Below are 22377 nucleotides of genomic sequence, written 5' to 3'. Positions count from 1 at the left end.
CATTTTTGAACTGAATGACTGTGTGGCGAGCGTGCTCGCCACAAGGGGGTTCTTGCGCCCCGAAGAAAGCCCTTCTTGGGGCAAAACACACCACCCTGTGGGAGCGAGCCTGCTCGCGAAAGCGCTAGGTCAGTTGGTGAAAACGTCGAATGTACCGACGCTTTCGCGAGCAGGCTCGCTCCCACCAGGAAATCTCATTGCCTGAACTGTCCCGTTTTTTTGCAGGAGCAATCATGACCCGTCCAAAGAAAGCCGAACCCGCTGCGCACGCCGAGCCGTCGAGAATCCGTGAAGGCCTGCCCTTCCCGCTGGGTGCGACCTGGGATGGTCTGGGGGTGAACTTTGCTCTGTTTTCCGCCAACGCCACCAGGGTTGAGCTGTGCATTTTCGACGATGCCGGCGAAGTCGAACTCGAACGCATCGAGCTGCCGGAATACACCGATGAGATCTACCACGGCTACCTGCCGGATGCGCATCCTGGCTTGATCTACGGCTACCGCGTTTATGGTCCTTATGACCCGGCCAATGGTCACCGTTTCAACCACAACAAACTGCTGATCGACCCTTACGCCAAACAATTGGTCGGCGAGCTGAAATGGTCGGAGGCGCTGTTCGGCTACACCATCGGCCACCCCGACGCTGACCTCAGTTTCGACGAGCGTGACAGTGCGCCGTTCGTGCCCAAGTGCAAGGTTATCGACCCGGCCCACACCTGGGGCAACGACCATCGTGTCAGCGTGCCGTGGGACAAGACCATCATTTACGAAACCCACGTGCGCGGCATCAGCATGCGTCATCCTTCGGTGCCGGAAAACCTGCGCGGCACCTTTGGCGGCTTGATGGTCGACGACGTGCTTGAGCACATTCGCAAGCTCGGTGTTTCTTCTGTCGAACTGCTGCCGATTCACGCCTTCGTCAACGATCAGCATCTGCTGCAAAAGGGCATGACCAACTATTGGGGCTATAACAGCATCGCGTTCTTCGCCCCGGACCCGCGTTATCTGGCCAGCGGCAAGATTGCCGAATTCAAGGAAATGGTCGCGCACCTGCACGATGCCAATCTCGAAGTCATTCTCGACGTGGTCTACAACCACACCGCCGAAGGCAACGAGCAAGGCCCGACCCTGTCGATGCGCGGTATCGACAACGCCTCCTACTACCGCTTGATGCCCGACGACAAGCGCTACTACATCAACGACTCCGGCACCGGTAACACCCTGGACCTGAGTCACCCGTGCGTGCTGCAAATGGTCACTGACTCCCTGCGCTACTGGGCCAGCGAGATGCACGTCGACGGTTTCCGTTTCGACCTGGCAACCATTCTTGGCCGTTACCACGATGGTTTCGACGAGCGCCACAGCTTCCTCGTCGCCTGCCGTCAGGACCCGGTGCTGCGTCAGGTGAAAATGATCGCCGAACCCTGGGACTGCGGCCCCGGCGGTTATCAGGTCGGCAACTTTCCGCCGGGCTGGGTTGAGTGGAACGACAAGTTCCGCGACACCGTGCGTGCGTTCTGGAAAGGTGACGACGCCCAGCTCGCCGATTTCGCCAGCCGCATGACCGCTTCCGGGGAGATGTTCAACCAGCGTGGGCGCCGGCCGTATTCGTCGGTGAACTTCATCACCGCGCACGACGGTTTCACCCTCAACGATCTGGTCTCGTACAACGACAAGCACAACGAAGCCAACGACGAAAACAATCAGGACGGCAGCAACAACAACCTGTCGTGGAACCACGGCGTCGAAGGCCCGACCGACGATCCGGAAATCAACGCTCTGCGCCACCGGCAGATGCGCAATTTCTTCGCCACCCTGCTGCTGGCCCAAGGTACGCCGATGATCGTCGCCGGTGACGAGTTCGCCCGCACCCAGGACGGTAACAACAATGCCTATTGCCAGGACAGTGAGATTGGCTGGGTCAACTGGGACCTGAGCGAGGACGGCAAGGCCCTGCTCAAGTTCGTCAAACGCCTGATCAAGCTGCGCCTGACTTATCCGATCCTGCGTCGTGGACGCTTCCTGGTCGGCGAGTACAACGAAGATATCGGCGTCAAGGACGTGACCTGGCTGGCACCGGACGCCACCGAAATGACCACCGAGCACTGGCACGATGCGCACAATCGCTGCCTCGGCATGCTGCTCGACGGTCGCGCGCAGGAAACCGGCATCCGTCGCAAAGGCGCCGACGCGACGCTGCTGCTGGTGGTCAACGCCCACCACGACATCGTCAACTTCACGCTGCCAGAAGTGCCGGACGGCGGCTTCTGGACCTGCATGATCGACACCAATCAGCCATCGATTCGCGGCCAGGAACGCTTCGAATTCGGCCACGAGTATTCGGTGACCGGGCGTTCGTTGCTGTTGTTCGAACTGCAACGCGACGAAGAAGATTGATATGGACTTTCAACATTATCTGGCCCGCCGTCCGCCAGATTACGCCGACACCAATGCCCTCGGCCGTTGCCTGCGGGCGATGGTCGAGGCCGGTCTCGACCGCTTGCCGTTGCCCGGCAGCGGTCACACGCTGGAGCGCTTTCAGCGTCTATCGGAGGTGGGCGGACACGATCTGGGGCTGTGCAAACTCTACGAAGGCCATACCGACGCGCTGGCGATCATCGAGCAATTGGGCGGCACGCCAACCCCAGGCAGCACGTGGGGTATGTGGGCTGCCGAACCGCCGCAGGCGCGGGTCAAAGTCACGCCGGCCGGGCATATGGTCACGCTGAACGGGCGCAAGGCCTGGTGCTCTGGCGCGGCGGTGCTCAGCCACGCCTTGCTCACTGCGTGGGACGCTGATGATCAGCAGCAATTGGTTGCAGTCGCACTCGATCAACCCGGTGTGACCATCACCGATCAGGGCTGGCAAGCCGTGGGCATGGCGGCCACCGGCAGCGTCGAAGTGCTGTTTGAAAACGCCGAAGCGCAGGCCATTGGCAACCCCGGTGATTACCTGCAACGGCCGGGGTTCTGGCAGGGCGGGATCGGTATCGCGGCTTGCTGGTACGGCGCTTCACGGCGGATTGCCGAAGGGCTGCGTCAGCATTGCGCGCAACGCGATGAACCGCACGCCCTCGCCCATCTCGGTGCGACTGACACAGCACTGCAAGCAGCGGCCGACGTGTTGCGCTTCAGCGCGTTGCAAATCGATGCGCAGCCTGAGGCTGACGCTGAACTGCTGGCCCGTCGCGCCCGCGCGGTGGTCGAACAGTCTGCCGAACAGGTCATGCGTGAAGTCGGGCGGGCGCTGGGTGCCGGGCCGTTTTGTCAGGATCGGCATTTTGCGCGACTGAGTGCCGACTTGCCGGTGTTTCTGCGCCAGAGTCACGCCGAGCGCGACCTTGCTGCGCTGGGCCAGCGGATTGCCGGTCAATCCTGCGAGGTCTGGGCGTTATGAAGGACAACCCGATCGTCGGCCAGGGCACTTCACTGCAGCAATGGCAGGGTTCGCGGCGTCTGGCCGAACTGCCCGCCATCGACGTTCTTGACCTGGTACCGCTGGGTTCGCGGGCGGTGATCATCGCGCCGCATCCGGATGACGAAGTGCTCGGTTGCGGCGGCATCATGCAGTTGCTGGCGGCAGCCGGACGGCCGTTGCAATTGATCTCGGTTACCGATGGCAGCGCCAGTCACCCCGGCTCGCAACGCTGGACGGTCGAACGCTTGAGCGTGGTGCGACCGCAGGAATCCGCCGAAGCTCTGCGCCGCCTCGGCTTGCCGATGCACAGCCTGAAATGGCTGCGCGGCGGGTTTACCGACACCCAAGTGGCGGCTCAGGAAACCGGGTTGAGCGAATTCATCGCCGGTTATCTGCACGCCAATGATGTGGTTTTCACTACCTGGCGCCAGGACGGTCACAGCGATCACGAGGCCGTCGGCCGCGCCAGTGTCGAGGCGGCGCGACGCGTCGGTGCGACCTGCCTTGAACTTCCGGTCTGGACCTGGCACTGGGCAACCCCGGAAGACGCCTCTGTACCATGGGAAAGCGCGCGCAAGATTCTTCTGTCACCCACGCACATCGCGCGCAAACGCCACGCGGCCCACGCGTTCGCCAGCCAGCTGGAAGGCGACCGCGACGTCGGGCTCGGGCCGGTGCTCGCTCCCTATGTGCTTGATCGTTTGCTGCAACCTTTTGAAGTGGTGTTCCTGTGAGCGTCGATGACCGCTATTTCGACGGCCTGTTCGCTGGCAACGACGATCCATGGGCGTTCCGCCAGCGCTGGTACGAGCAGCGCAAACGCGCGATCACCCTCGCCGCCCTGCCGCGTCCGCGCTACAGGTCGGTGTTCGAACCGGGTTGCGCCAACGGCGAACTGAGTGCAGAACTGGCTCCGCGCTGCGACCGCCTGTTTTGCTGCGACACGGCGAGCGCGGCAGTGAAGCTGGCGCGTACGCGCTTGAGCGTGTTCGAGCATGCCGAAGTCCGTCAGGGCCGCCTTCCGGCTGACTGGCCGGAGGAAAAATTCGACCTGATCGTATTCAGCGAAATCGGCTACTACCTCGACGAAAAAGATCTGACAGAAATGATCCGCCGGATCAGTGAGTCACTGACCGCCGACGGACAATTGCTGGCCTGCCACTGGCGCCCGCCGATCGAGGGCTGCCCGTTGAATGCACGTCAGGTCCACGATCAGATCCACGATCAATTGGCTTTGCCGCGTCTGGTGCTGCATCAGGAAGCGGATTTCATTCTCGAACTGTGGAGCCGCGAGCCACGCTCGGTGGCGGCACTGGAGGGCTTGCGTTGATCGGTATCGTGATTCCTGCACACAACGAAGAAGCGCTGCTCGATGAATGCCTGCGCGCCGCCCTGCGGGCCAGCCAGCATGCACAACTGGGCGGCGAGCCGGTGGAAATCCTGGTGGTGCTCGACAGTTGCAGCGACGCCTCGGCGCAGATCGTCAGCGCTTATCCGGTGCTGAGCCTGCAGATCGACGCACGCAACGTCGGCGAAGCCCGAGCCGCCGGTGCGCGACTGCTGCTCGAGCGCGGTGCCCGCTGGATCGCCTGCACCGACGCCGACAGCCGCGTCGCCGATGACTGGCTGGCGGCGCAACTGGGACTGGAGGCGGACGCAGTGTGCGGCACGGTGACCGTCGAGCACTGGCACGAATCGATCGATGAAGCGGCGCAGATTCGCTATCACCGCCATTATCAGGCCCGCGATGGCCATCGGCACATTCACGGCGCCAATCTCGGTGTCAGCGCCGAGGCTTATCGCCTGGCCGGCGGTTTCAAACCGCTGACCTGTGACGAGGACGTGCAACTGGTGCGTGCGCTGGAGCGCAGCGGTGCGAATATCGCCTGGAGTCATCGCCCGCAAGTGCACACCAGCGCCCGTCTCGACAGTCGGGCCAAGGGCGGATTCGGTGACTTTCTGCGCAATCTGGCACAGCTGGAATAAAAAAATACGGATCAGATTGATCTGTGACGCGACGAATCGGCTGTCTTGAGCAATACTCTGCTTCGCAGTAATCCAAGGGTTGGAGCACTGCACCGTTGCTATTCATTTGCCTTCACGGGCCGCGATCAGCGTTGGCTGTTCACGACTGAGGGCGAGATACCACAAGGACGTCGCACTCATGAAATCGTCATTGATCAACGAACACGGCCTGCCAGCACAGATCTGGAACAGCGCGCCGCAACTCGACAATATTCCCGTCATCAACACCCACAGCCTGGTTCCCGCCGGCGCCCGCGCCGTGGTCATCGCCCCGCATCCGGGCGATGAAGTGGTCACTTGCGGCGGTTTGCTGCAATTGCTCTCCAGCCTTGGCCATCCCCTGCAATTGCTCTCGATTACCGACGGCAGCGCCAGCCACCCCGGCTCGCGGCAATGGTCGGAACAACGCCTGAGTGTATTCCGCCCGCAGGAAAGCGTCGAAGCCCTGCGCCGCCTCGGCCTGCCCATGCACAGCCTGAAGTGGGTGCGCGGCGGCTTTACCGACAACGCACTGAGTGATCAGCAAAGCCAGCTCACCGAGTTCATCGGCCGCTACCTGCGACCGGGCGACGTAGTGTTCAGTACCTGGCGCAAGGATGGCCCGCCGGATCATGAAGTGGTCGGCCGCGCCAGTTTCGACGCGGCGCAAAAGGCCGGGGCGACCTATCACGATGTGCCGGTGTGGGCCTGGCACTGGCCGGAGCGCGAGCAGCGCATGATTCCCTGGGAACGCGCGCGCAAGCTGCGTCTCGACACCTGGACAGTCGCGCGCAAGAGCCACGCCACCCACGCCTACGCCAGCCAGCTCAAGGGCGAACCGGCCATCGGCATCGCCCCGCTGCTGCCCCCGGTGCTGCTGGAGCGGATGCGCTTGCCGTATGAAATCGTCTTCTTCTGAACGGCGGAAGCTCACAATACCTGTGGGAGCGAGCCTGCTCGCGAAAGCGGTGTGTCATGTGTCAGATGTATTGAACGTGATGAAGTCTTCGCGAGCAGGCTCGCTCCCACATTGGCCCAGCAGTGAATCATCGGAAGGAACTGCCACCCCCTCAAACCAGTCGCATGAACAGGCATGGCCCAAATCAGAGGAGTGAACGTGTCCAGCGATCCCAAGCGTCAAGTGGTCGACGCGCCAGTCATTCATCGCCTGCGGGTACTCACGGTCAACACCCACAAGGGCTTCACCGCGCTGAATCGGCGGTTCGTTCTCCCGGAGCTGCGCGAAGCGATGCGCAGTACCTCGGCCGATCTGGTGTTTCTGCAGGAAGTGGTGGGTGAACACGAACGCCATTCGAGTCGCTACAACGACTGGCCGCAGACCTCGCAATACGAATTCCTCGCCGACAGTATGTGGAGCGATTTTGCCTATGGCCGCAACGCCGTTTACCCCGACGGCCACCACGGCAACGCGCTGCTGTCGAAATACCCGATCCGCGAATACCGCAACCTCGACGTGTCGATCACCGGGCCTGAACGGCGCGGCCTGTTGCACTGCATTCTTGATGTGCCCGGGCATGCCGAGGTGCACGCGATCTGTGTGCATTTGAGTCTGCTGGAGAGCCATCGGCAATTGCAGTTGCAGCTGCTTTGCCAGTTGCTTGAATCACTGCCCGACGATGCGCCGGTGATCATTGCCGGTGATTTCAATGACTGGCAGTTGCAGGGCAACGCCGCCCTCGCCCGTCGCGACTATTTGCACGAAGCTTTTGAACGTCATCATGGGCGCCCGGCGAAAACCTATCCGGCGCGTTTTCCGCTGTTGCGCCTGGACCGGATTTACCTGCGCAATGCCAGCAGCCACGATCCAAGGATTCTCGGCAACAAGCCGTGGACGCATTTGTCGGATCATCTTCCCTTGGCGGTTGAAGTGCACCTCTAGCTTCATTTTTGACAGCCATCCAATGACAGGTCGTTCCGGCCATAACCGCTCGGAAGGACCTTTCGTCGGCGGCAAAAAACCGTCAGATGCACCCTTCGCAAGCGTTTTTCCATGCAAACAAGCACTTAGTTATGTGCAGAAAAACAAACGCTTGCGGTTGCTGATTTAAGCGCGCCATTCATCGTGCATTTTCTTGACGCGCGAGCATCGCTCTTCTTATCTCTACCTTACTACCCCCGGAATCACTACTGGGGCTGACCTTCCGGCACTCGCGAAATCGAGCAGCCGCGGTTCGCCCCGCTCTATTCGGTCGCCCCTCGTTCGGGGTAGGAGAGACGCCAAACTCGAGATGACGCATGCGCTTGCAAGGTAGACCTCCATGAAAACTTCACTGACCCCACATGAATTGAAAATCACTTTTTGCACAGTGTCAGGTTCGCTGTTGCTGTGCTCGTCCATGGAGGCGCATGCGGAATTTTCGGCGGATGAACCCGCGTGGTATCGCGCCGATGTCCCTGTGATGACCTTGCCAGTGACCGTGATAACGCCCGGACCGCTGCCATTGAGTCAGCAGAGTTCGCGCCTGATCACCGAAGATCTTGCCCCGTCTGCCTGGGACGAGCTGTACGGCAAAAGCGCCCGGCAAGCACAGACCGACGCACTGTCTTCCGGTTATGCGATGGCCGGTGGCGAGTTCAAAGGTCCGGCCGTGGTCACGTTGAAAAGCGCTAACGGGACTACCCAGACCCTTGGCCTCATAGGTGGCGACAATCAGGTCCAGCTGAATGCCGATGGTGCGCTGACCCGACGCGCCCTCGCCGACCGCAACACTGACAGCCTCAACCTGCAAGGCCAGAGCCTTGGCGCCTATTACAGCCTGGTCGGCGCGCAGGGCTGGCACGTCGACCTGTCGGCCAGCGGCGGTCGGGTCAGCGGTTTCAGTCGGACCCCGCAAGGCAATCGGCAAGCCACCGAAGGCAACGCGATGACCTTTTCCGTTGAAGGCGGTTATCCGATCGGCTTGAGTGACAACTGGGTGGTCGAACCACAGGCGCAACTGATCAACCAGCGCATCAGCCTCGACGCGCCTTATGCAGGCTCGGGCAACGCCTCGTCGACCGACCTGACCGCGTGGAGTGGCCGTGTCGGTGCGCGATTGAAAGGCAGTTATGACTTGAACGGGTTGCCTGTTGAACCCTACGTGCGCACCAACCTTTGGCACACGGTGTACACCGGCAGCACGGTGACCCTCGATCAGGTCGACAAGATCAGCAGCAGCCGCAAGTCTTCAACAGTGGAATTGGGCTTGGGACTGGTGGCGCGGGTCACACCGGCGGTAAGCCTGTACATGAGCGCCGATTACAGCAGCGATGTGGATGACAATGACCTGAACGGCATTATCGGCAGCCTTGGAGTGCGGATGCGTTGGTGATCTGCTGATCAGTGAAAAACCCTGTGGGAGCTGGCTTGCCAGCGATGGCGGAGTGTCAGTCAACAAAGGTGCTGAATGTGACGGCCTCATCGCGGGCAAGCCCGCTCCCACAGTTTTACTGTACCTGGATCAGCCCTGCGGCTTGAGAATCAACACCGCCAATGGTGGCAGGTTCAGTTCCAGCGACAACGACTGACCATGGCTTGGCACTTCTTCGGTCAACGCTCCGCCGCCATTGCCATAGTTGGAGCCGGCGTAAATGTCGGCGTCACTGTTGAACAGCTCGGTCCAGCGCCCGGCAAACGGCACGCCGACCCGATACGCCTGGCGCGGTACCGGGGTGAAGTTGGCAACCACCAGCACTGGCGAGCCATCCTTGCTCCAGCGCAACCACGCGTAAACGCTATTGATCGCATCGTCGCCAATCAACCACTGGAAGCCCTGCGGCGCATCGTCCTGGTCGTGCAGCGCCGGCTCTTCGCGATACAGCCGGTTGAGATCGCCAACCAGTTTCTGCACGCCTTTGTGCTCGGAATACTGCAGCAGGTACCAGTCCAGCTGCTGATCGTGGTTCCACTCGCGCCATTGGCCAAACTCGCAGCCCATGAACAACAGCTTTTTGCCCGGATGCGTCCACATGAAGCTCAGATAGGCGCGCAGGTTGGCAAACTTCTGCCAGCGATCGCCAGGCATCTTGTCGATCAGCGAGTGTTTGCCGTGCACCACTTCGTCGTGGGAAATCGGCAGGATGAAGCGTTCCGACCAGGCGTAGACCAGACCAAAGCTCAACTCGTTGTGGTGATGTGCGCGGTACACTGGATCCTGCTGGATGTAGTGCAGCGAATCGTGCATCCAGCCCATGTTCCATTTGTAGGCAAACCCGAGACCGCCCTGCTGGGTGCTCTGACTGACGCCCGGCCAGGCGGTGGACTCTTCGGCAATCACCAGCGCACCCGGCGCTTCCAGCTCAACCACGTCGTTCAAATGCCGCAGGAAGTCGATGGCCTCCAGGTTCTCCCGACCGCCGTGGCGATTCGGCACCCATTCGCCCGCCTTGCGCGAATAGTCGCGGTACAGCATCGAAGCCACCGCATCGACACGCAGGCCGTCGATATGGAAGTGTTTCAGCCAGTGCAGCGCCGAGGCCAGCATGTAACCGTGCACTTCGGTGCGACCAAGGTTGTAGATCAGCGTGTCCCAATCCTGATGGAAGCCTTCCAGCGGGTTGCCGTATTCGTAGAGCGCGGTGCCGTCGAACTGGGCCAGGCCGTGGGTATCGGTGGGGAAATGCGCCGGTACCCAGTCGAGAATCACCCCGATGTCGGCCTGGTGACAGGCGTTGACGAACTCGGCGAACTGATCCGGCGTGCCATAACGCGCACTCGGGGCGAATTGCGAAAGCAACTGATAGCCCCAGGAACCGCCGAAGGGGTGCTCCATGATCGGCATCAGTTCGATGTGGGTGAATCCCAGCTCTTTGACATAAGGAATCAGGCGCTCGGCCAGTTCCGGCCAGGTGTACTGGCGCGCGACCTCGCCGAGATCATCCAGCTCGCACTGCCAGGAACCGGCGTGCAACTCGTAGATCGACAGAGGTTTGGAGCGCTGCTGGCGATCCTGACGGGAATTCATCCAGTCGTGATCCTGCCAGTCGATCTGCAGGGGCGAGGCAACTTTCGAAGCGGTGTCCGGCGGCAGGCTGGTGGCCAGTGCCATCGGGTCGGCCTTGAGCGGCAAAATGCCGTGGGCACCAAGAATTTCGTACTTGTACAACTCCCCCGCTTGCAGGCGCGGGATGAACAGTTCCCAGACACCGGACGGATGACGCAGCCGCATGGGATGGCGACGCCCGTCCCAGACGTTGAAATCGCCGACCACCGAAACACGGCGGGCATTCGGTGCCCACACGGCAAAGCGCACACCGTCCACGCCATCAACGGTTTTCAGCTGTGCACCGAGGCAAGCGCTGAGGTCACGGTGATTGCCTTCGGCGAACAGATACAAATCCATCTCGCCGAGCAACTGGCCGAAGCTGTACGGGTCTTCGGCAACCTGCTCGCCACCGGCCCAACGTGTGCGCAACAGATACGGTCGCGCCTGGTCGAAATGGCCGACAAACAGCCCCGGCGTTTCGGTCATCTCCAGCGGGCCAAGCTCTTCGCCGCTGTCCTTGTCCAGCACTGCCACACTCAGCGCACCGGGCAGATAGGCGCGGATGAACTGCCCGCCGGCGCCATCGCCGTGCGGGCCGAGAATGGAAAACGGGTCCTGATGTTCAGCGCGCACCAAAGCATCGATGTCGCGCGCCGAGGGTAACAATGCTTCCTTTACCACACCCTGTTCCTTGTTCGAGAAACTCATGACTACTCTCCACCAAGATCGGAAAAGGGTTTAAGCCCTGTCAATAATCCATACAAGCCGTGCAATGGCACGGGCAGCCACGTTGGGCGGTTTTCTGCCTCGTAAGCCACTTCATAAGCGGCTTTTTCCAGGCCGAACAACGCCAGCGCGGCGTCGGCACCCTCGGGATCCTGCCAGGCATGCTCAAGACTAGCTGCTGCCTCGCGGTATGCCTGGACAAATACCTCGCGTGCCTCACGCAGATAACGCTCGGCGACCCGTTTGCGCGCCGCTTCGGCTTCGACGCTGTTATCAACGTTATGCACATTGATGGTCATCGCCGCTGCGTAATCGAACGAACGCAGTACGCCGCTGACGTCCTTGTACGGGCTGTGTTTACCGCGACGCTCGCTCAATGGCCGCGCCGGTTCGCCCTCGAAGTCGATCAAGTAGGCGTCGCCCTTGATCACCAGCACCTGGCCCAAATGCAAGTCGCCATGCACCCGAATGCGCAAGCCGCCGGTGGCTTTCTTCGCCAGATCCTGCACATGGGCAAGAATGGTTTTCTTCTCGTCGAGCAGACGCTTGACCAGTTTCTGATCCGCCGCATTCAACTCGCCTTGATGCTGCTTGAGCAGCTTCAAGGCGTGTTCGACCTGGGCGGTGACATCCTTGCCCGTCGCGGCCATGTCCTTGCTCGACGACACTTGCGGCGCGAAGTCGGCATTGTCGGTTGGCGCAGCGAGCACCTGATGCATCTCGCCCAGACGCTGGCCGAGCATGCCGGCGAAGTCTCTCAGCTCGCCGAGGGCGTTGTAATGCTGCTCCTGCTCGGACATGGCGTCGGCCAGTTCATCACGCAGCGCCCGTTCAAGGTTGTTCTGCGTCCATTCCCATGCGTCGCCCTGATTGCTCAGGTAACCCTGGGCGATCATCAGCAAGTTGTCTTCGCCTTGCGCGTCGCGGCGAATCACCGAACCGAGCAGTGGAGAGATATTGGCAAACCCGGCCTCGGTCAGGTAAGCGCTCATCTCCAGTTCCGGGTGTACGCCAGAAGCGACTTTGCGTATCAGCTTAAGCACCAGACTGTTGCCGATTACCACTGAACTGTTCGATTGCTCGGCCGACAGGTAGCGCACATCCGACTCGGCGCCGAGGCCGAGTTTTTCCAGATGATCTGTCTGTTCGAAGCGGATTTCGCCTTCGATCGACTCCAGTACGGTGTTGTTCTGCATGCCTTGCAGAACGGCGCGGACGAAGGTTTCCAGGGTGAACGCATCGGTGATCAGGCCAACCTGACGCACACGGCGTACACGCGAAAGCGCCAATTGCTGCGGCAATGGCGGGCCGACATGGTCTTCGCCAATGAAGCCGAACGGCAGCTGATAACGGTTGGTCTGGCCGCCACTGGTGACTTCGATTTCGCTGAGCAGCACTGGGTGCTGGGCGTCACCGAAGCGCACGCCGTAAGCCAGATTGACCTTCTCGATCGCCGCATCCTTGCCGGCAAACCAGCGACGATTCTGCAGCCAGCTCGGCAGGATGCTTTGCTCCAGCGTCGTCCGCGATGGCGCTTCGAGCAGTTCTTCCATGCGTTTTTTCAGTACCAGCGTGGTGAAGTCCGGCAGGCTCTGTGCCGGCTCGACGTGCCAGCTCGGCATCTGGTTCTCTGCTGCCAGTGCAAACCAATAGAAACCGTACGGCGCCAGGGTCAGGAGGAAATTCAACTGACCGATCGGCGGGAACGCGTTACCACCGAGCATTTCCACCGGCACCATGCCGACATACGCCGACAGGTCCAGCTCGACCGCTTGCGCACTGCGCGAGACGTTCGCCACGCACAGAATGATTTCGTGCTTGCCGTCGGCATCGGTGTATTCGCGGGTATAAGCCAGCACGCGACGGTTGGCTGGCGAGAGCATTTTCAACGTGCCACGGCCGAACGCTTTCGATTGCTTGCGCACGGCCAGCAGGCGCCGCGTCCAGTTCAACAGCGAGTGCGGATCGCCGGACTGGGTTTCGACGTTGACCGACTGATAGCCATACTGCGGGTCCATGATCGGCGGCAGTACCAGACTGGCCGGATCGGCGCGGGAGAAACCGCCGTTGCGGTCGATCGACCACTGCATCGGTGTACGCACGCCATCGCGATCGCCGAGGTAGATGTTGTCGCCCATACCGATTTCGTCGCCGTAGTACAGCGTCGGCGTGCCGGGCATCGACAGCAGCAGGCTGTTGAGCAGTTCGATGCGGCGACGGTCGCGTTCCATCAACGGTGCGAGACGACGGCGAATACCGAGGTTGATCCGCGCGCGACGGTCAGCCGCGTAGTAGTTCCACAGGTAATCGCGCTCGCGGTCGGTGACCATTTCCAGGGTCAGTTCATCGTGGTTGCGCAGGAAAATTGCCCACTGGCAATTCGCCGGAATTTCCGGGGTCTGCCGGAGAATGTCGGTAATCGGGAAGCGATCTTCCTGCGCGAGCGCCATGTACATGCGCGGCATCAGCGGGAAGTGGAAGGCCATGTGGCATTCGTCACCATTGACGCCAGCAGCGTCGGTGTCACCGAAATACAGCTGGGTGTCTTCCGGCCACTGATTGGCCTCGGCCAGCAGCATGCGGTCGGGATAGTTGGCGTCGATCTCGGCACGGATCTGCTTGAGGACGTCGTGGGTCTCGGGCAGGTTTTCGTTGTTGGTGCCGTCGCGCTCGATCAGGTACGGAATCGCGTCGAGGCGCAGGCCGTCGATGCCCATGTCGAGCCAGTAACGCATCACCGACAACACGGCTTTCATCACTTGCGGGTTGTCGAAGTTCAGATCCGGCTGGTGCGAGTAGAAGCGGTGCCAGAAGTATTGGCCAGCGACCGGATCCCAGGTCCAGTTGGACTTTTCGGTGTCGAGAAAGATGATTCGCGTGCCGTCGTATTTCTGATCGTCATCGGACCACACGTAGAAATCCCGCGCCGCTGAACCCGGCTTGGCTTTACGCGCACGCTGGAACCACGGGTGCTGGTCGGAGGTGTGGTTGATGACCAGCTCGGTGATCACCCGCAGCCCGCGCTTGTGCGCTTCGGCAATGAAGCGCTTGGCATCGGCCATGGTCCCGTAGTCGCTGTGCACACCACGATATTCGGCGATGTCGTAACCGTCGTCGCGACGTGGCGAGGGATAGAACGGCAGCAGCCAGATGGTGTTGACGCCGAGGTCGGCAATGTAATCGAGTTTGGCGATAAGCCCGGGAAAGTCACCGATCCCGTCATTGTTGGAGTCGAAAAACGATTTGACGTGAACCTGATAGATCACCGCATCCTTGTACCAGAGCGGGTCTTTGATGAAGGCGGCTGCCTTGGGTTTCTTCGCCATGTGGAACTCCTGAAAAATTCTCTGATACACCGAGGGACTCGCAGTGGTGAGCCCCTGTGGCGAGGGGATTTATCCCCGTTCGGCTGCGCAGCAGTCGCAAATTGTTAACGCGGTGCAGCTTGAAAAAAGGGGCCGCTGCGCGCCCCAACGGGGATAAATCCCCTCGCCACGGAGGCGGTGCAAATGTTACGAAGCGGTAATCCGCCAAATCCCGAACGGCTGATACGCCGGATCGATGCGCATAAACTGATACTTGCCGTGCCAGTCCCAGCGATGGCCGTTCATCAAATCTTCGCCATGGGTGGTGGCATCGTCCGGCAGGCCCATTTCCCACAGCGGCAGTTCGAAATTCGCTTCCTGAACGTTATGCGGATCGAGGCTGACTGCGACCAGAATGAAATTGCTGCCATCGGCGCTGCGCTTGCCGAAGAACAGAATATTGTCGTTCCAGGCGTTATAGATTTTCAGGCCCAGATGCGTATGCAGCGCCGGGTTCTGCCGGCGGATGCGGTTGAGCTGAGCGATCTCGGCAATGATGTTGCCCGGCGCGGTGAAGTCGCGGACGCGGATTTCGTATTTCTCCGAATCCAGGTATTCCTCTTTGCCCGGCACCGGTGCCGATTCGCATAACTCGAAGCCGGAATACATGCCCCACAGGCCCGAGCCCATCGTTGCCAAGGCAGCGCGGATGAGGAAACCGGGACGCCCCGACTCATGCAAAAACGCCGGGTTGATGTCCGGGGTATTGACGAAGAAATTCGGCCGGTAGCATTCGCGCCACGGCGACTGATTCAGCTCGGTGAAATATTCCGCCAGTTCGGCCTTGGTATTGCGCCAGGTGAAATAGGTGTAGCTCTGCGAGTAACCGACCTTGCCCAGACGCGCCATCATCGCCGGCGTGGTGAAAGCCTCGGCGAGGAAGATCACTTCCGGATACAGGGTGCGCACATCGGCGATCAGCCATTGCCAGAACGGCAGCGGTTTGGTGTGCGGGTTGTCGACGCGGAAGATCTTCACACCTTCCTTGACCCAGCCGACGACGATGTCGCGCAACTCGACCCACAGACTCGGAATTGCATCCGGCGCATAGAAGTCGACGTTGACGATGTCCTGGTACTTCTTCGGCGGGTTTTCGGCGTATTTGATCGTGCCGTCCGGGCGCCAGTTGAACCAGCCCGGATGCTCCTTGAGCCACGGATGGTCCTGGGAGCACTGGATGGCGAAGTCGAGAGCGATTTCCAGACCGTGATCGGCGGCGGCAGCCACCAGCCGGCGGAAATCTTCACGGGTGCCGAGCTGCGAGTGAATCGCCTCGTGGCCGCCCTCTTCGCTACCAATCGCATACGGGCTGCCGGGATCATCCGGGCCAGCAGTCAGGGAATTGTTGCGGCCCTTGCGGTGGGCGCGGCCGATCGGGTGAATCGGCGTGAAGTACAACACGTCGAAGCCCATGTCCTGAATCATCGGCAGACGCGAGTGCACGTCGTTGAAAGTGCCGTGACGCTGGGGATCGTCGGTGATCGAGCGCGGAAACAGCTCATACCAACTGGCGAACTCGGCGAGTTCGCGCTCGACGTCCATGGGGAATTCGGCGCTGATGCTGAGGTAGGCGCGGTGATCAGCCTGGGCCATCAGCTCTGCACTGCGCGAGTGCAGAAACAGCGCAACCTGCTCGGTTTCGAGCAGGCCGGACAATTCATGGTGCAGCGCGGCAAGCTGCTCGCTGAGCTGACCTTCGCTGCGTTCTGCGGCTTGTTGCACCATGGTTCGGCCTTCCTGCAGCTCCAGGGAAACCGGCACAGCAGCGTTGTGCTTCTTTTCCAGTTCGTACTGGAAGCTGGCGAAATGGTCGATCCACGCTTCGATGCAATACAGATAGCGGCCCTGCTCTTGCGGGCGGAACTGGCCTTGCCAGGTGTTGTTGCCCTGATCGGACATGACCTCGGTCTGCCAGGTTTCCTGGCCTTCTTCGCGCCAGCGGATGCGTACGGCGAGCTTGTCATGGCCGTCGGCAAACACTTTGCTGGTCACCACCACTTCGCGCCCGGCAATCGACTTGACGGCAAACTGGCCGCCGTCGAGGGTCGGCATGGTGTTTTCGATGACGATTCGAGGCAGCAGCAACGCCTGCGACAATGGCATGTGCGGGTTGTAACTCAGCTCTGAAGGTCTTTCAGCAGTCATTGAGCATCTCTCCTTAACGCCCCAAGGACGCTCTTGTGCCGGAACAGTATTCGCGACAAAGCGCCGGCCCTGTCATGAACTCACTTAGGTTCCGAGCAACCGGCGCGGGGAAAAGTTCAGATGAAATTAACAAGACAAACCGGCGGATCGAATTTGCCGTGGCCGGGTCAACTCACTTAAGCACGTCCCACGCCATGTGCCATACGGAGGTCATCAGATGAACATCCCGATCCCGGCGGAAACGCCTGATCCGAACATCGACAAACCCACCCTGCCGGATACCGAGCCGCCACCGGTGCCCGAGCAAGAGCCACCCGGCACCACGCCACCGCCGAAAGAAGAGCCACCGAATACGATGCCGCCGGTGATCGTCTGACCCTGCCCCCCTGATCGTTCCCACGCTCCGCGTGGGGATGCCTCAACGGACGCTCCGCGTTCGGCTCCAGAAGGGACGCGGAGCGTCCCGGGCTGCATTCCCACGCGGAGCGCGGGAACGATCAGGCAACGATCAGGCAACGATCATCAGCCGGCGGGAAGTCAGAGGTGGTCGTTCTTGTCGACATCCTTTTCGAACACTCTCACCACGTAAGGCATCACGCTGAAGATCGCCAGTGCCAGAATGGTACTGAGCAATGCCGTCGCTTCCTTGCCCAGCCCCGCCGCCACGCCGATCGCCGCCGTCATCCATAAGCCCGCCGCCGTGGTCAGGCCTTTGACATGGGCCTCGTCGCCCTGCTGATTTTTCAGAATGGTGCCGGCGCCGAGAAAGCCGATCCCGGCAATCACACCCTGCAAGACCCGACTCATGGCATCGGATTCTGCGCCCGAGGTCTGCGGCACCAACACGAATAGCGCAGCGCCCAACGCCACCAGCATGTGCGTGCGCACGCCCGCTGCCTTGCCTTTATGCTCGCGCTCAAATCCGAGTATCCCGCCGAGAATCGCCGCCATCAGCAGGCGTACGGTGATCCGGGTCATTTGCGAGGCGTCGCCGATGTCGGCAAATTCGGCTTGCATCGTGGCCCACACTTCATCCCACCAGTCTTCCATCGTGCCTCCCTTGTTATTGGTTAGATAAACGATGGACAACAGCGACCATTAATCGGTTGCGCAGAACGAACTGCGCGCTGCGTTTCCTAACGTGCAGACCTCACTTGAAAGGACTGCCGCCATGACCGTTCGAATCGATGAATCCAACCCTGAGCAGAAAGTGTGTTTTTTCACCGTCGAGCATGGTGAGCAAATCCGTATCTGCGACACGTTGACAGTCGAGACCGATAGCGAAAAAGCCATGTCGTTCGTGGAAATCGAAGGCAAACGCGCCTACATCACCGAAGCAGAAGCCGATGTCTTGACCGTCGCCGGGGCCAAGGACGGGCGCAAACATCTGAAGGCCGATGACAGTGATTCGGTGGTTTGATTGATTTCGATCAACACCCGGCGCAGGCGCCTGCAATAGGCGTTTGCGCCGCGCCCACCCTGATGCTTCAAGTTGTCGCAGGGATTGCGCCAAACCCCATCTGATCCGCTTTTTATTGCCAAACCTGAGTCTGTTCTGCAAACAGATCGGCGCTCATAGTGCATCGGCCTGATGGAGGCTGATGAGCGAACGAACATGAGCGAGCAAATCCCCGTCCGAACCGTAGAAGCAGCGCCGACGATAAGAAGCGTACCCGCACGCCCTCTGAAAGCGACTGCCGGATCCACCGACAAGCAGATCCACACCCGCAGTTTCACCGGCCTGTTCCGCAACCTGCGTATGAGCGGTGCCGGGTTTCTGTTCCTGCTGTTCTTCGGCACCGTGTGGCTGAACTGGGGCGGTCGGCAGGCGGTGCTGTGGGATCTGGCGGAAAGCAAATTCCATATCTTTGGCGCGACGTTCTGGCCGCAGGATTTCATTTTGCTCTCGGCGCTGCTGATCATCGCTGCGTTCGGACTCTTCGCCATCACCGTGTTCGCCGGTCGCGTCTGGTGCGGTTACACCTGCCCGCAGAGTTCGTGGACGTGGATCTTCATGTGGTGCGAGAAGATCACCGAAGGCGAACGCAACCAGCGAATCAAGCTGCAAGCGGCGCCGTGGAGCCTGAACAAACTGGCGCGGCGCGCCGCCAAGCACACGTTGTGGCTGGCGATCAGCGTGATGACCGGCCTGACCTTCGTCGGTTACTTCACCCCGATCCGGCCGCTGGCTGAAGATTTGCTGACCCTGCAGATCGGTGGCATCAGTCTGTTCTGGGTGCTGTTCTTCGCCGCCGCCACCTACATCAACGCCGGTTGGCTGCGTGAAGCCGTGTGCATGCACATGTGCCCGTATGCGCGGTTCCAGAGTGTGATGTTCGACAAGGACACGCTGACCATTGCCTACGACGCCGCCCGTGGCGAAAACCGTGGTCCGCGCAAGCGTGATGTGCGCCCGGTCGAAGCCGGCCTGGGTGATTGCATCGACTGCCAGTTATGCGTGCAGGTCTGCCCGACCGGCATCGACATCCGCGATGGTTTGCAAATGGAATGCATCGGCTGCGCAGCGTGCATCGATGCCTGCGATTCGATCATGGACAAAATGCATTACCCGCGCGGCCTGATCCGCTACAGTTCCGAGCGCGAATTGCAGGGCGGCAAAACCCATCTGCTGCGTCCGCGTTTGATTGGCTATACGGCGGTGTTGTTGGTGATGATCGGAGCGTTGGCGCTGGCATTGATCGCGCGGCCGATGGTGTCGCTGGACGTGACCAAGGATCGCGGGTTGTTCCGCGAGAACGCTCAGGGGCAGATCGAGAATATTTATTCGCTGAAAGTGATCAACAAGACTCAGCAGCGACAGGAATACCGGTTGAGTCTGGTTGATGGCGACGGGTTTGAGTTGCAGGGCAAAACGGCATTGAGCCTGGCGCCGGGAGAGATTGTCGATGTGCCGGTGTCGGTGGCGATGACCACCGAGCGGCCGGCGAGCAGTTCGCAGACGTTGAATTTCAGGATTGAAGACAGTGACGAGCCGCAGGTATACAGCGTGGCGAAGAGCCGGTTTGTGGCGCCGATAAATCGTTGAGAATTTGGCATTGCTGCCCTCACCCCAGCCCTCTCCCGGAGGGAGAGGGAGCCGACCGAGGTGTCTGTCGCTATGCATCGACCTGAAAGACCGAGTCGATTATGGATTCGGCAAAGCACTGTCAGGTCGGCGTATTTCATCAGCATCCCCCAATCAGTCCCCTCTCCCTCTGGGAGAGGGCTAGGGTGAGGGCTCCTTCCCTGACACCCCACAAAATCAAGTCCACCAAGGCCCACCGATGAAACGCTACGAAAAATTCGCCGACGACATCGCTGAACTGATCCGCTCCGGCGTCCTCGGCCCCGGCCAGCGGGTGCCGTCGGTGCGCTACGCCAGCCAGACCTACGGCGTCAGCCCGTCCACGGTGTTCCAGGCCTATTACCTGCTCGAACGCCGCGGCCTGATCCGCGCCCGGCCGCGCTCCGGTTACTTCGTCAACGCCCATACGCCGAGCACATTCTCCGAGCCGGTAATCAGCAGCCAGGTCAACGAATCCACTGAAGTCGACGTCAGCGAGTTGGTGTTCTCGGTACTCGATTCGATCAAAGACCCCAACACCGTGCCATTCGGCTCGGCCTTCCCCAGCCCGACGCTGTTCCCGCTGCAACGCCTGTCGCGCTCCCTGGCCAGCGCCGCGCGGGAGATGGACCCGCGCATGGTCGTCACCGATATGTCCCCGGGCAACCCGCAACTGCGCCGGCAGATTGCCCTGCGCTACATGGTCGGCGGGCTGATGTTGCCGATGGAAGAATTGCTCATCACCAACGGCGCGCTCGAAGCGCTGAACCTGTGCCTGCAAGCGGTGACCGAGCCCGGGGATCTGGTGGCCATCGAGGCCCCGGCGTTCTACGCCAGCCTGCAGGTGCTCGAGCGTCTGAAACTCAAAGCTGTGGAGATCCCCGTGCACCCGCGCGATGGCATCGACCTCGGTGTGCTCGCGCAGACTTTGGAACGCCATCCGATCAAGGCCTGCTGGTGCATGACCAGTTTCCAGAATCCGATGGGCGCGACTGTGCCCGAGGCGAAGAAACAGGAACTGGTCGAACTGCTGCGTCAGCATCAGGTGCCGTTGATCGAAGACGACGTCTACGCCGAGCTTTATTACGGGCAACAGGCGCCAAAACCGGCCAAGGCTTTTGATACCGAAGGATTGGTCATGCATTGCGGCTCGTTCGCCAAAAGTCTCGCGCCCGGTTATCGCATCGGCTGGGTGGCGGCCGGGCGTTTTGCGCAGAAAATCGAACGGCTGAAGCTGATGACCTCACTGTGCGCTTCGATGCCGGCGCAAGCGGCTATCGCCGATTATCTGCAACACGGCGGCTACGATCGGCATCTGCGCAAACTGCGTTATGCCCTGGAAGAACAGCAGAGCGCGATGCTCGCGGCGATTGCCCGCTACTTTCCGGCGCAGACCCGGGTCAGCCAACCGGCGGGCGGCTACTTTCTGTGGCTGGAATTGCCGGAGCAGATGGATTCGCTGAAGCTGTTTCAGATGGCATTGGCGCAAGGCATCAGCATCGCGCCTGGGCCGATATTCTCGCCGACCCAGCGTTTCAGGAACTGTATTCGCTTGAATTACGGCAGCCCGTGGACCGAGGAATCGGAAAAGGCCATGGAGACGTTGGGGCGGATTGTGCGGTCGTTCTGAGGGATAGATGTTGTCTGGACTGGCCCCTTCGCGAGCAGGCTCGCTCCCACATGGGGTCTGTATTCACAAATCCACTGTGGGAGCGAGCCTGCTCGCGAAGAGGCCGGTTTTAACACTGCAAACCCACCGGTTTACCGCCCGCCCCCCAAATCAACAAACGTCCCGGTCGCATACGATGCCTTGTCCGACAGCAACCAGACAATCGCCTCCGCAACTTCATCCGGCCGCCCGCCCCGGGCCATGGGAATCGCCGACTCAAGCTTGCTGACTCGATACGGGTCGCCGCTCAGCGCGTGGAAGTCGGTATAGATGTAGCCCGGACGCACGGCATTGACGCGAATGCCCTCACCCGCGACTTCTTTCGACAGACCGATAGTGAAGGTGTCGAGCGCACCCTTGGATGCGGCGTAATCAACGTACTCGTTCGGCGAACCGAGGCGTGCCGCGACCGAGGACACGTTGACGATGCTGCCGCCCTGCCCGCCGTGTTTGGGCGACATGCGCAGGATCGCGTGTTTGGCGCAGAGGATCGGCGCCAGCACATTGGTTTTCATGATTTTGAGGATGCGGAATTCGGACATTTCATCGACCCGCGATTTCTGTCCGACGGTGCCGGCGTTGTTGACCAGCGCGGTGACACGGCCCAGTTCGGTGTCGACGCGATGAAACATCGCGATTACTTCGTCTTCGATGCTGACATCGGCGCGAACCGCGATGGCCTGCGCGCCCAAGGCTCGAACCTGTTCGAGTACGCTGTGTGCGGCCTGCTCATCCGACTGGTAGTTGATGCAGATCCGGTAGCCCTGTTCGGCTGCCAGCAATGCCGTAGCCGCGCCGATTCCGCGCCCGCCCCCGGTGATGACAATGACTTTATCCATGCTGGCCTTCCCCCACGTGCACACGTAACAGTCGGGGGAAGAATAACTGCCATTCATGGCTTTGCATGAGTTCTATGGTGTTTGCACAAGCGCCTTCGCGAGCAGGCTCGCTCCCACAAGGGAATGCGATCACCTGTGGGAGCGAGCCTGCTCGCGAAGAACGATG

At 60.7% G+C, this 22377-nt stretch carries 17 protein-coding genes; 12 read left to right on the top strand and 5 right to left on the bottom strand.

All coding sequences use genetic code 11. The features are described from left to right. Nucleotides 1–233: 233 nt before the first annotated feature. The 8 genes from glgX to AB4N73_RS07860 all read left to right on the top strand — a co-directional run bounded on the left by glgX (nt 234) and on the right by AB4N73_RS07860 (nt 8750). Nucleotides 234–2393 (top strand): glycogen debranching protein GlgX, encoded by a 2160-nt coding sequence (gene glgX / locus AB4N73_RS07895; protein ID WP_460143213.1) that lies wholly within the window; start codon nt 234–236, stop codon nt 2391–2393. Between the two features lies 1 nt (nt 2394). After that, nucleotides 2395–3393: an acyl-CoA dehydrogenase family protein gene (locus AB4N73_RS07890; RefSeq protein WP_041480984.1), complete on the top strand. Its 999-nt coding sequence runs from the start codon at nt 2395–2397 to the stop codon at nt 3391–3393. Continuing rightward, complete coding sequence (locus AB4N73_RS07885) at nt 3390–4148, top strand: PIG-L deacetylase family protein (RefSeq protein ID WP_460143212.1); 759 nt, start codon at nt 3390–3392, stop codon at nt 4146–4148. Before AB4N73_RS07890 ends, AB4N73_RS07885 begins: the two co-directional genes overlap by 4 nt. Beyond that, nucleotides 4145–4744, top strand: a complete 600-nt coding sequence (locus AB4N73_RS07880) for an SAM-dependent methyltransferase (RefSeq protein ID WP_460143211.1) — start codon at nt 4145–4147, stop codon at nt 4742–4744. Before AB4N73_RS07885 ends, AB4N73_RS07880 begins: the two co-directional genes overlap by 4 nt. Further along, entirely contained in the window at nt 4741–5400 is a 660-nt protein-coding gene (locus tag AB4N73_RS07875) for a glycosyltransferase family 2 protein (RefSeq protein WP_041480987.1), read from the top strand. Before AB4N73_RS07880 ends, AB4N73_RS07875 begins: the two co-directional genes overlap by 4 nt. A gap of 178 nt (nt 5401–5578) precedes the next feature. Further along, nucleotides 5579–6337 carry a PIG-L deacetylase family protein gene (locus tag AB4N73_RS07870; protein ID WP_056785811.1) on the top strand — a complete coding sequence of 253 codons (759 nt, stop codon included), beginning with the start codon at nt 5579–5581 and terminating at the stop codon, nt 6335–6337. Nucleotides 6338–6535: 198 nt separating this feature from the next. Then, nucleotides 6536–7318: an endonuclease/exonuclease/phosphatase family protein gene (locus tag AB4N73_RS07865; protein WP_056786852.1), complete on the top strand. Its 783-nt coding sequence runs from the start codon at nt 6536–6538 to the stop codon at nt 7316–7318. 379 nt (nt 7319–7697) lie between these two features. Then, the gene (locus AB4N73_RS07860; protein WP_460143210.1) at nt 7698–8750 is read left to right on the top strand and encodes an autotransporter outer membrane beta-barrel domain-containing protein; all 1053 of its coding nucleotides are present in this window, start codon (nt 7698–7700) and stop codon (nt 8748–8750) included. Nucleotides 8751–8879: 129 nt separating this feature from the next. Here the strand turns inward: AB4N73_RS07860 and glgB are convergent, their stop codons facing one another. The 3 genes from glgB to AB4N73_RS07845 form a co-directional block, all read right to left on the bottom strand. Then, complete coding sequence (gene glgB / locus AB4N73_RS07855) at nt 8880–11111, bottom strand: 1,4-alpha-glucan branching protein GlgB (protein WP_041480990.1); 2232 nt, start codon at nt 11109–11111, stop codon at nt 8880–8882. A 2-nt stretch (nt 11112–11113) separates the two neighbouring features. Continuing rightward, the gene (gene treS, locus AB4N73_RS07850; protein ID WP_460143209.1) at nt 11114–14455 is read right to left on the bottom strand and encodes a maltose alpha-D-glucosyltransferase; all 3342 of its coding nucleotides are present in this window, start codon (nt 14453–14455) and stop codon (nt 11114–11116) included. A 186-nt stretch (nt 14456–14641) separates the two neighbouring features. Then, a complete protein-coding gene (locus AB4N73_RS07845) occupies nt 14642–16639 on the bottom strand; it encodes an alpha-1,4-glucan--maltose-1-phosphate maltosyltransferase (protein WP_460143208.1) in 1998 nt (665 codons plus the stop codon). Nucleotides 16640–16856: 217 nt separating this feature from the next. Here AB4N73_RS07845 and AB4N73_RS07840 point away from each other — a divergent pair, with 217 nt between their 5' ends. Further along, complete coding sequence (locus AB4N73_RS07840) at nt 16857–17015, top strand: hypothetical protein (protein ID WP_167351302.1); 159 nt, start codon at nt 16857–16859, stop codon at nt 17013–17015. A gap of 161 nt (nt 17016–17176) precedes the next feature. Here the strand turns inward: AB4N73_RS07840 and AB4N73_RS07835 are convergent, their stop codons facing one another. After that, the gene (locus AB4N73_RS07835; RefSeq protein WP_056785798.1) at nt 17177–17689 is read right to left on the bottom strand and encodes an MgtC/SapB family protein; all 513 of its coding nucleotides are present in this window, start codon (nt 17687–17689) and stop codon (nt 17177–17179) included. A gap of 121 nt (nt 17690–17810) precedes the next feature. On the opposite strand from AB4N73_RS07835, the gene AB4N73_RS07830 reads away from it, so the two are divergent. The 3 genes from AB4N73_RS07830 (at nt 17811) to mapR (ending at nt 21333) form a co-directional block, all read left to right on the top strand. Further along, nucleotides 17811–18059, top strand: coding sequence for a DUF3203 family protein (locus tag AB4N73_RS07830; protein WP_460143207.1), 249 nt, complete (start codon nt 17811–17813; stop codon nt 18057–18059). Nucleotides 18060–18254: 195 nt separating this feature from the next. Next, the gene (ccoG, locus tag AB4N73_RS07825) at nt 18255–19685 is read left to right on the top strand and encodes a cytochrome c oxidase accessory protein CcoG (protein WP_460143206.1); all 1431 of its coding nucleotides are present in this window, start codon (nt 18255–18257) and stop codon (nt 19683–19685) included. A gap of 238 nt (nt 19686–19923) precedes the next feature. Then, entirely contained in the window at nt 19924–21333 is a 1410-nt protein-coding gene (mapR, locus tag AB4N73_RS07820) for a GntR family transcriptional regulator MpaR (protein WP_041480995.1), read from the top strand. 131 nt (nt 21334–21464) lie between these two features. On the opposite strand, the gene AB4N73_RS07815 is transcribed toward mapR, so the two are convergent. Continuing rightward, entirely contained in the window at nt 21465–22211 is a 747-nt protein-coding gene (locus AB4N73_RS07815; RefSeq protein WP_460143205.1) for an SDR family oxidoreductase, read from the bottom strand. Nucleotides 22212–22377: the final 166 nt, after the last annotated feature.

Source organism: Pseudomonas sp. S3_B08, assembly GCF_054667725.1.
This window is presented reverse-complemented; position numbering and strand designations above follow the sequence as displayed.

Bases quoted from the DNA above. Each gene is read 5' to 3' on its own strand.
- glgX (WP_460143213.1), top strand. From the start codon at position 234: ATGACCCGTCCAAAGAAAGCCGAACCCGCTGCGCACGCCGAGCCGTCG.
- AB4N73_RS07890 (WP_041480984.1), top strand. From the start codon at position 2,395: ATGGACTTTCAACATTATCTGGCCCGCCGTCCGCCAGATTACGCCGAC.
- AB4N73_RS07885 (WP_460143212.1), top strand. From the start codon at position 3,390: ATGAAGGACAACCCGATCGTCGGCCAGGGCACTTCACTGCAGCAATGG.
- AB4N73_RS07870 (WP_056785811.1), top strand. From the start codon at position 5,579: ATGAAATCGTCATTGATCAACGAACACGGCCTGCCAGCACAGATCTGG.
- AB4N73_RS07860 (WP_460143210.1), top strand. From the start codon at position 7,698: ATGAAAACTTCACTGACCCCACATGAATTGAAAATCACTTTTTGCACA.
- glgB (WP_041480990.1), bottom strand. From the start codon at position 11,111: ATGAGTTTCTCGAACAAGGAACAGGGTGTGGTAAAGGAAGCATTGTTA.
- treS (WP_460143209.1), bottom strand. From the start codon at position 14,455: ATGGCGAAGAAACCCAAGGCAGCCGCCTTCATCAAAGACCCGCTCTGG.
- AB4N73_RS07845 (WP_460143208.1), bottom strand. From the start codon at position 16,639: ATGACTGCTGAAAGACCTTCAGAGCTGAGTTACAACCCGCACATGCCA.
- AB4N73_RS07840 (WP_167351302.1), top strand. From the start codon at position 16,857: ATGAACATCCCGATCCCGGCGGAAACGCCTGATCCGAACATCGACAAA.
- AB4N73_RS07835 (WP_056785798.1), bottom strand. From the start codon at position 17,689: ATGGAAGACTGGTGGGATGAAGTGTGGGCCACGATGCAAGCCGAATTT.
- AB4N73_RS07830 (WP_460143207.1), top strand. From the start codon at position 17,811: ATGACCGTTCGAATCGATGAATCCAACCCTGAGCAGAAAGTGTGTTTT.
- ccoG (WP_460143206.1), top strand. From the start codon at position 18,255: ATGAGCGAGCAAATCCCCGTCCGAACCGTAGAAGCAGCGCCGACGATA.
- mapR (WP_041480995.1), top strand. From the start codon at position 19,924: ATGAAACGCTACGAAAAATTCGCCGACGACATCGCTGAACTGATCCGC.
- AB4N73_RS07815 (WP_460143205.1), bottom strand. From the start codon at position 22,211: ATGGATAAAGTCATTGTCATCACCGGGGGCGGGCGCGGAATCGGCGCG.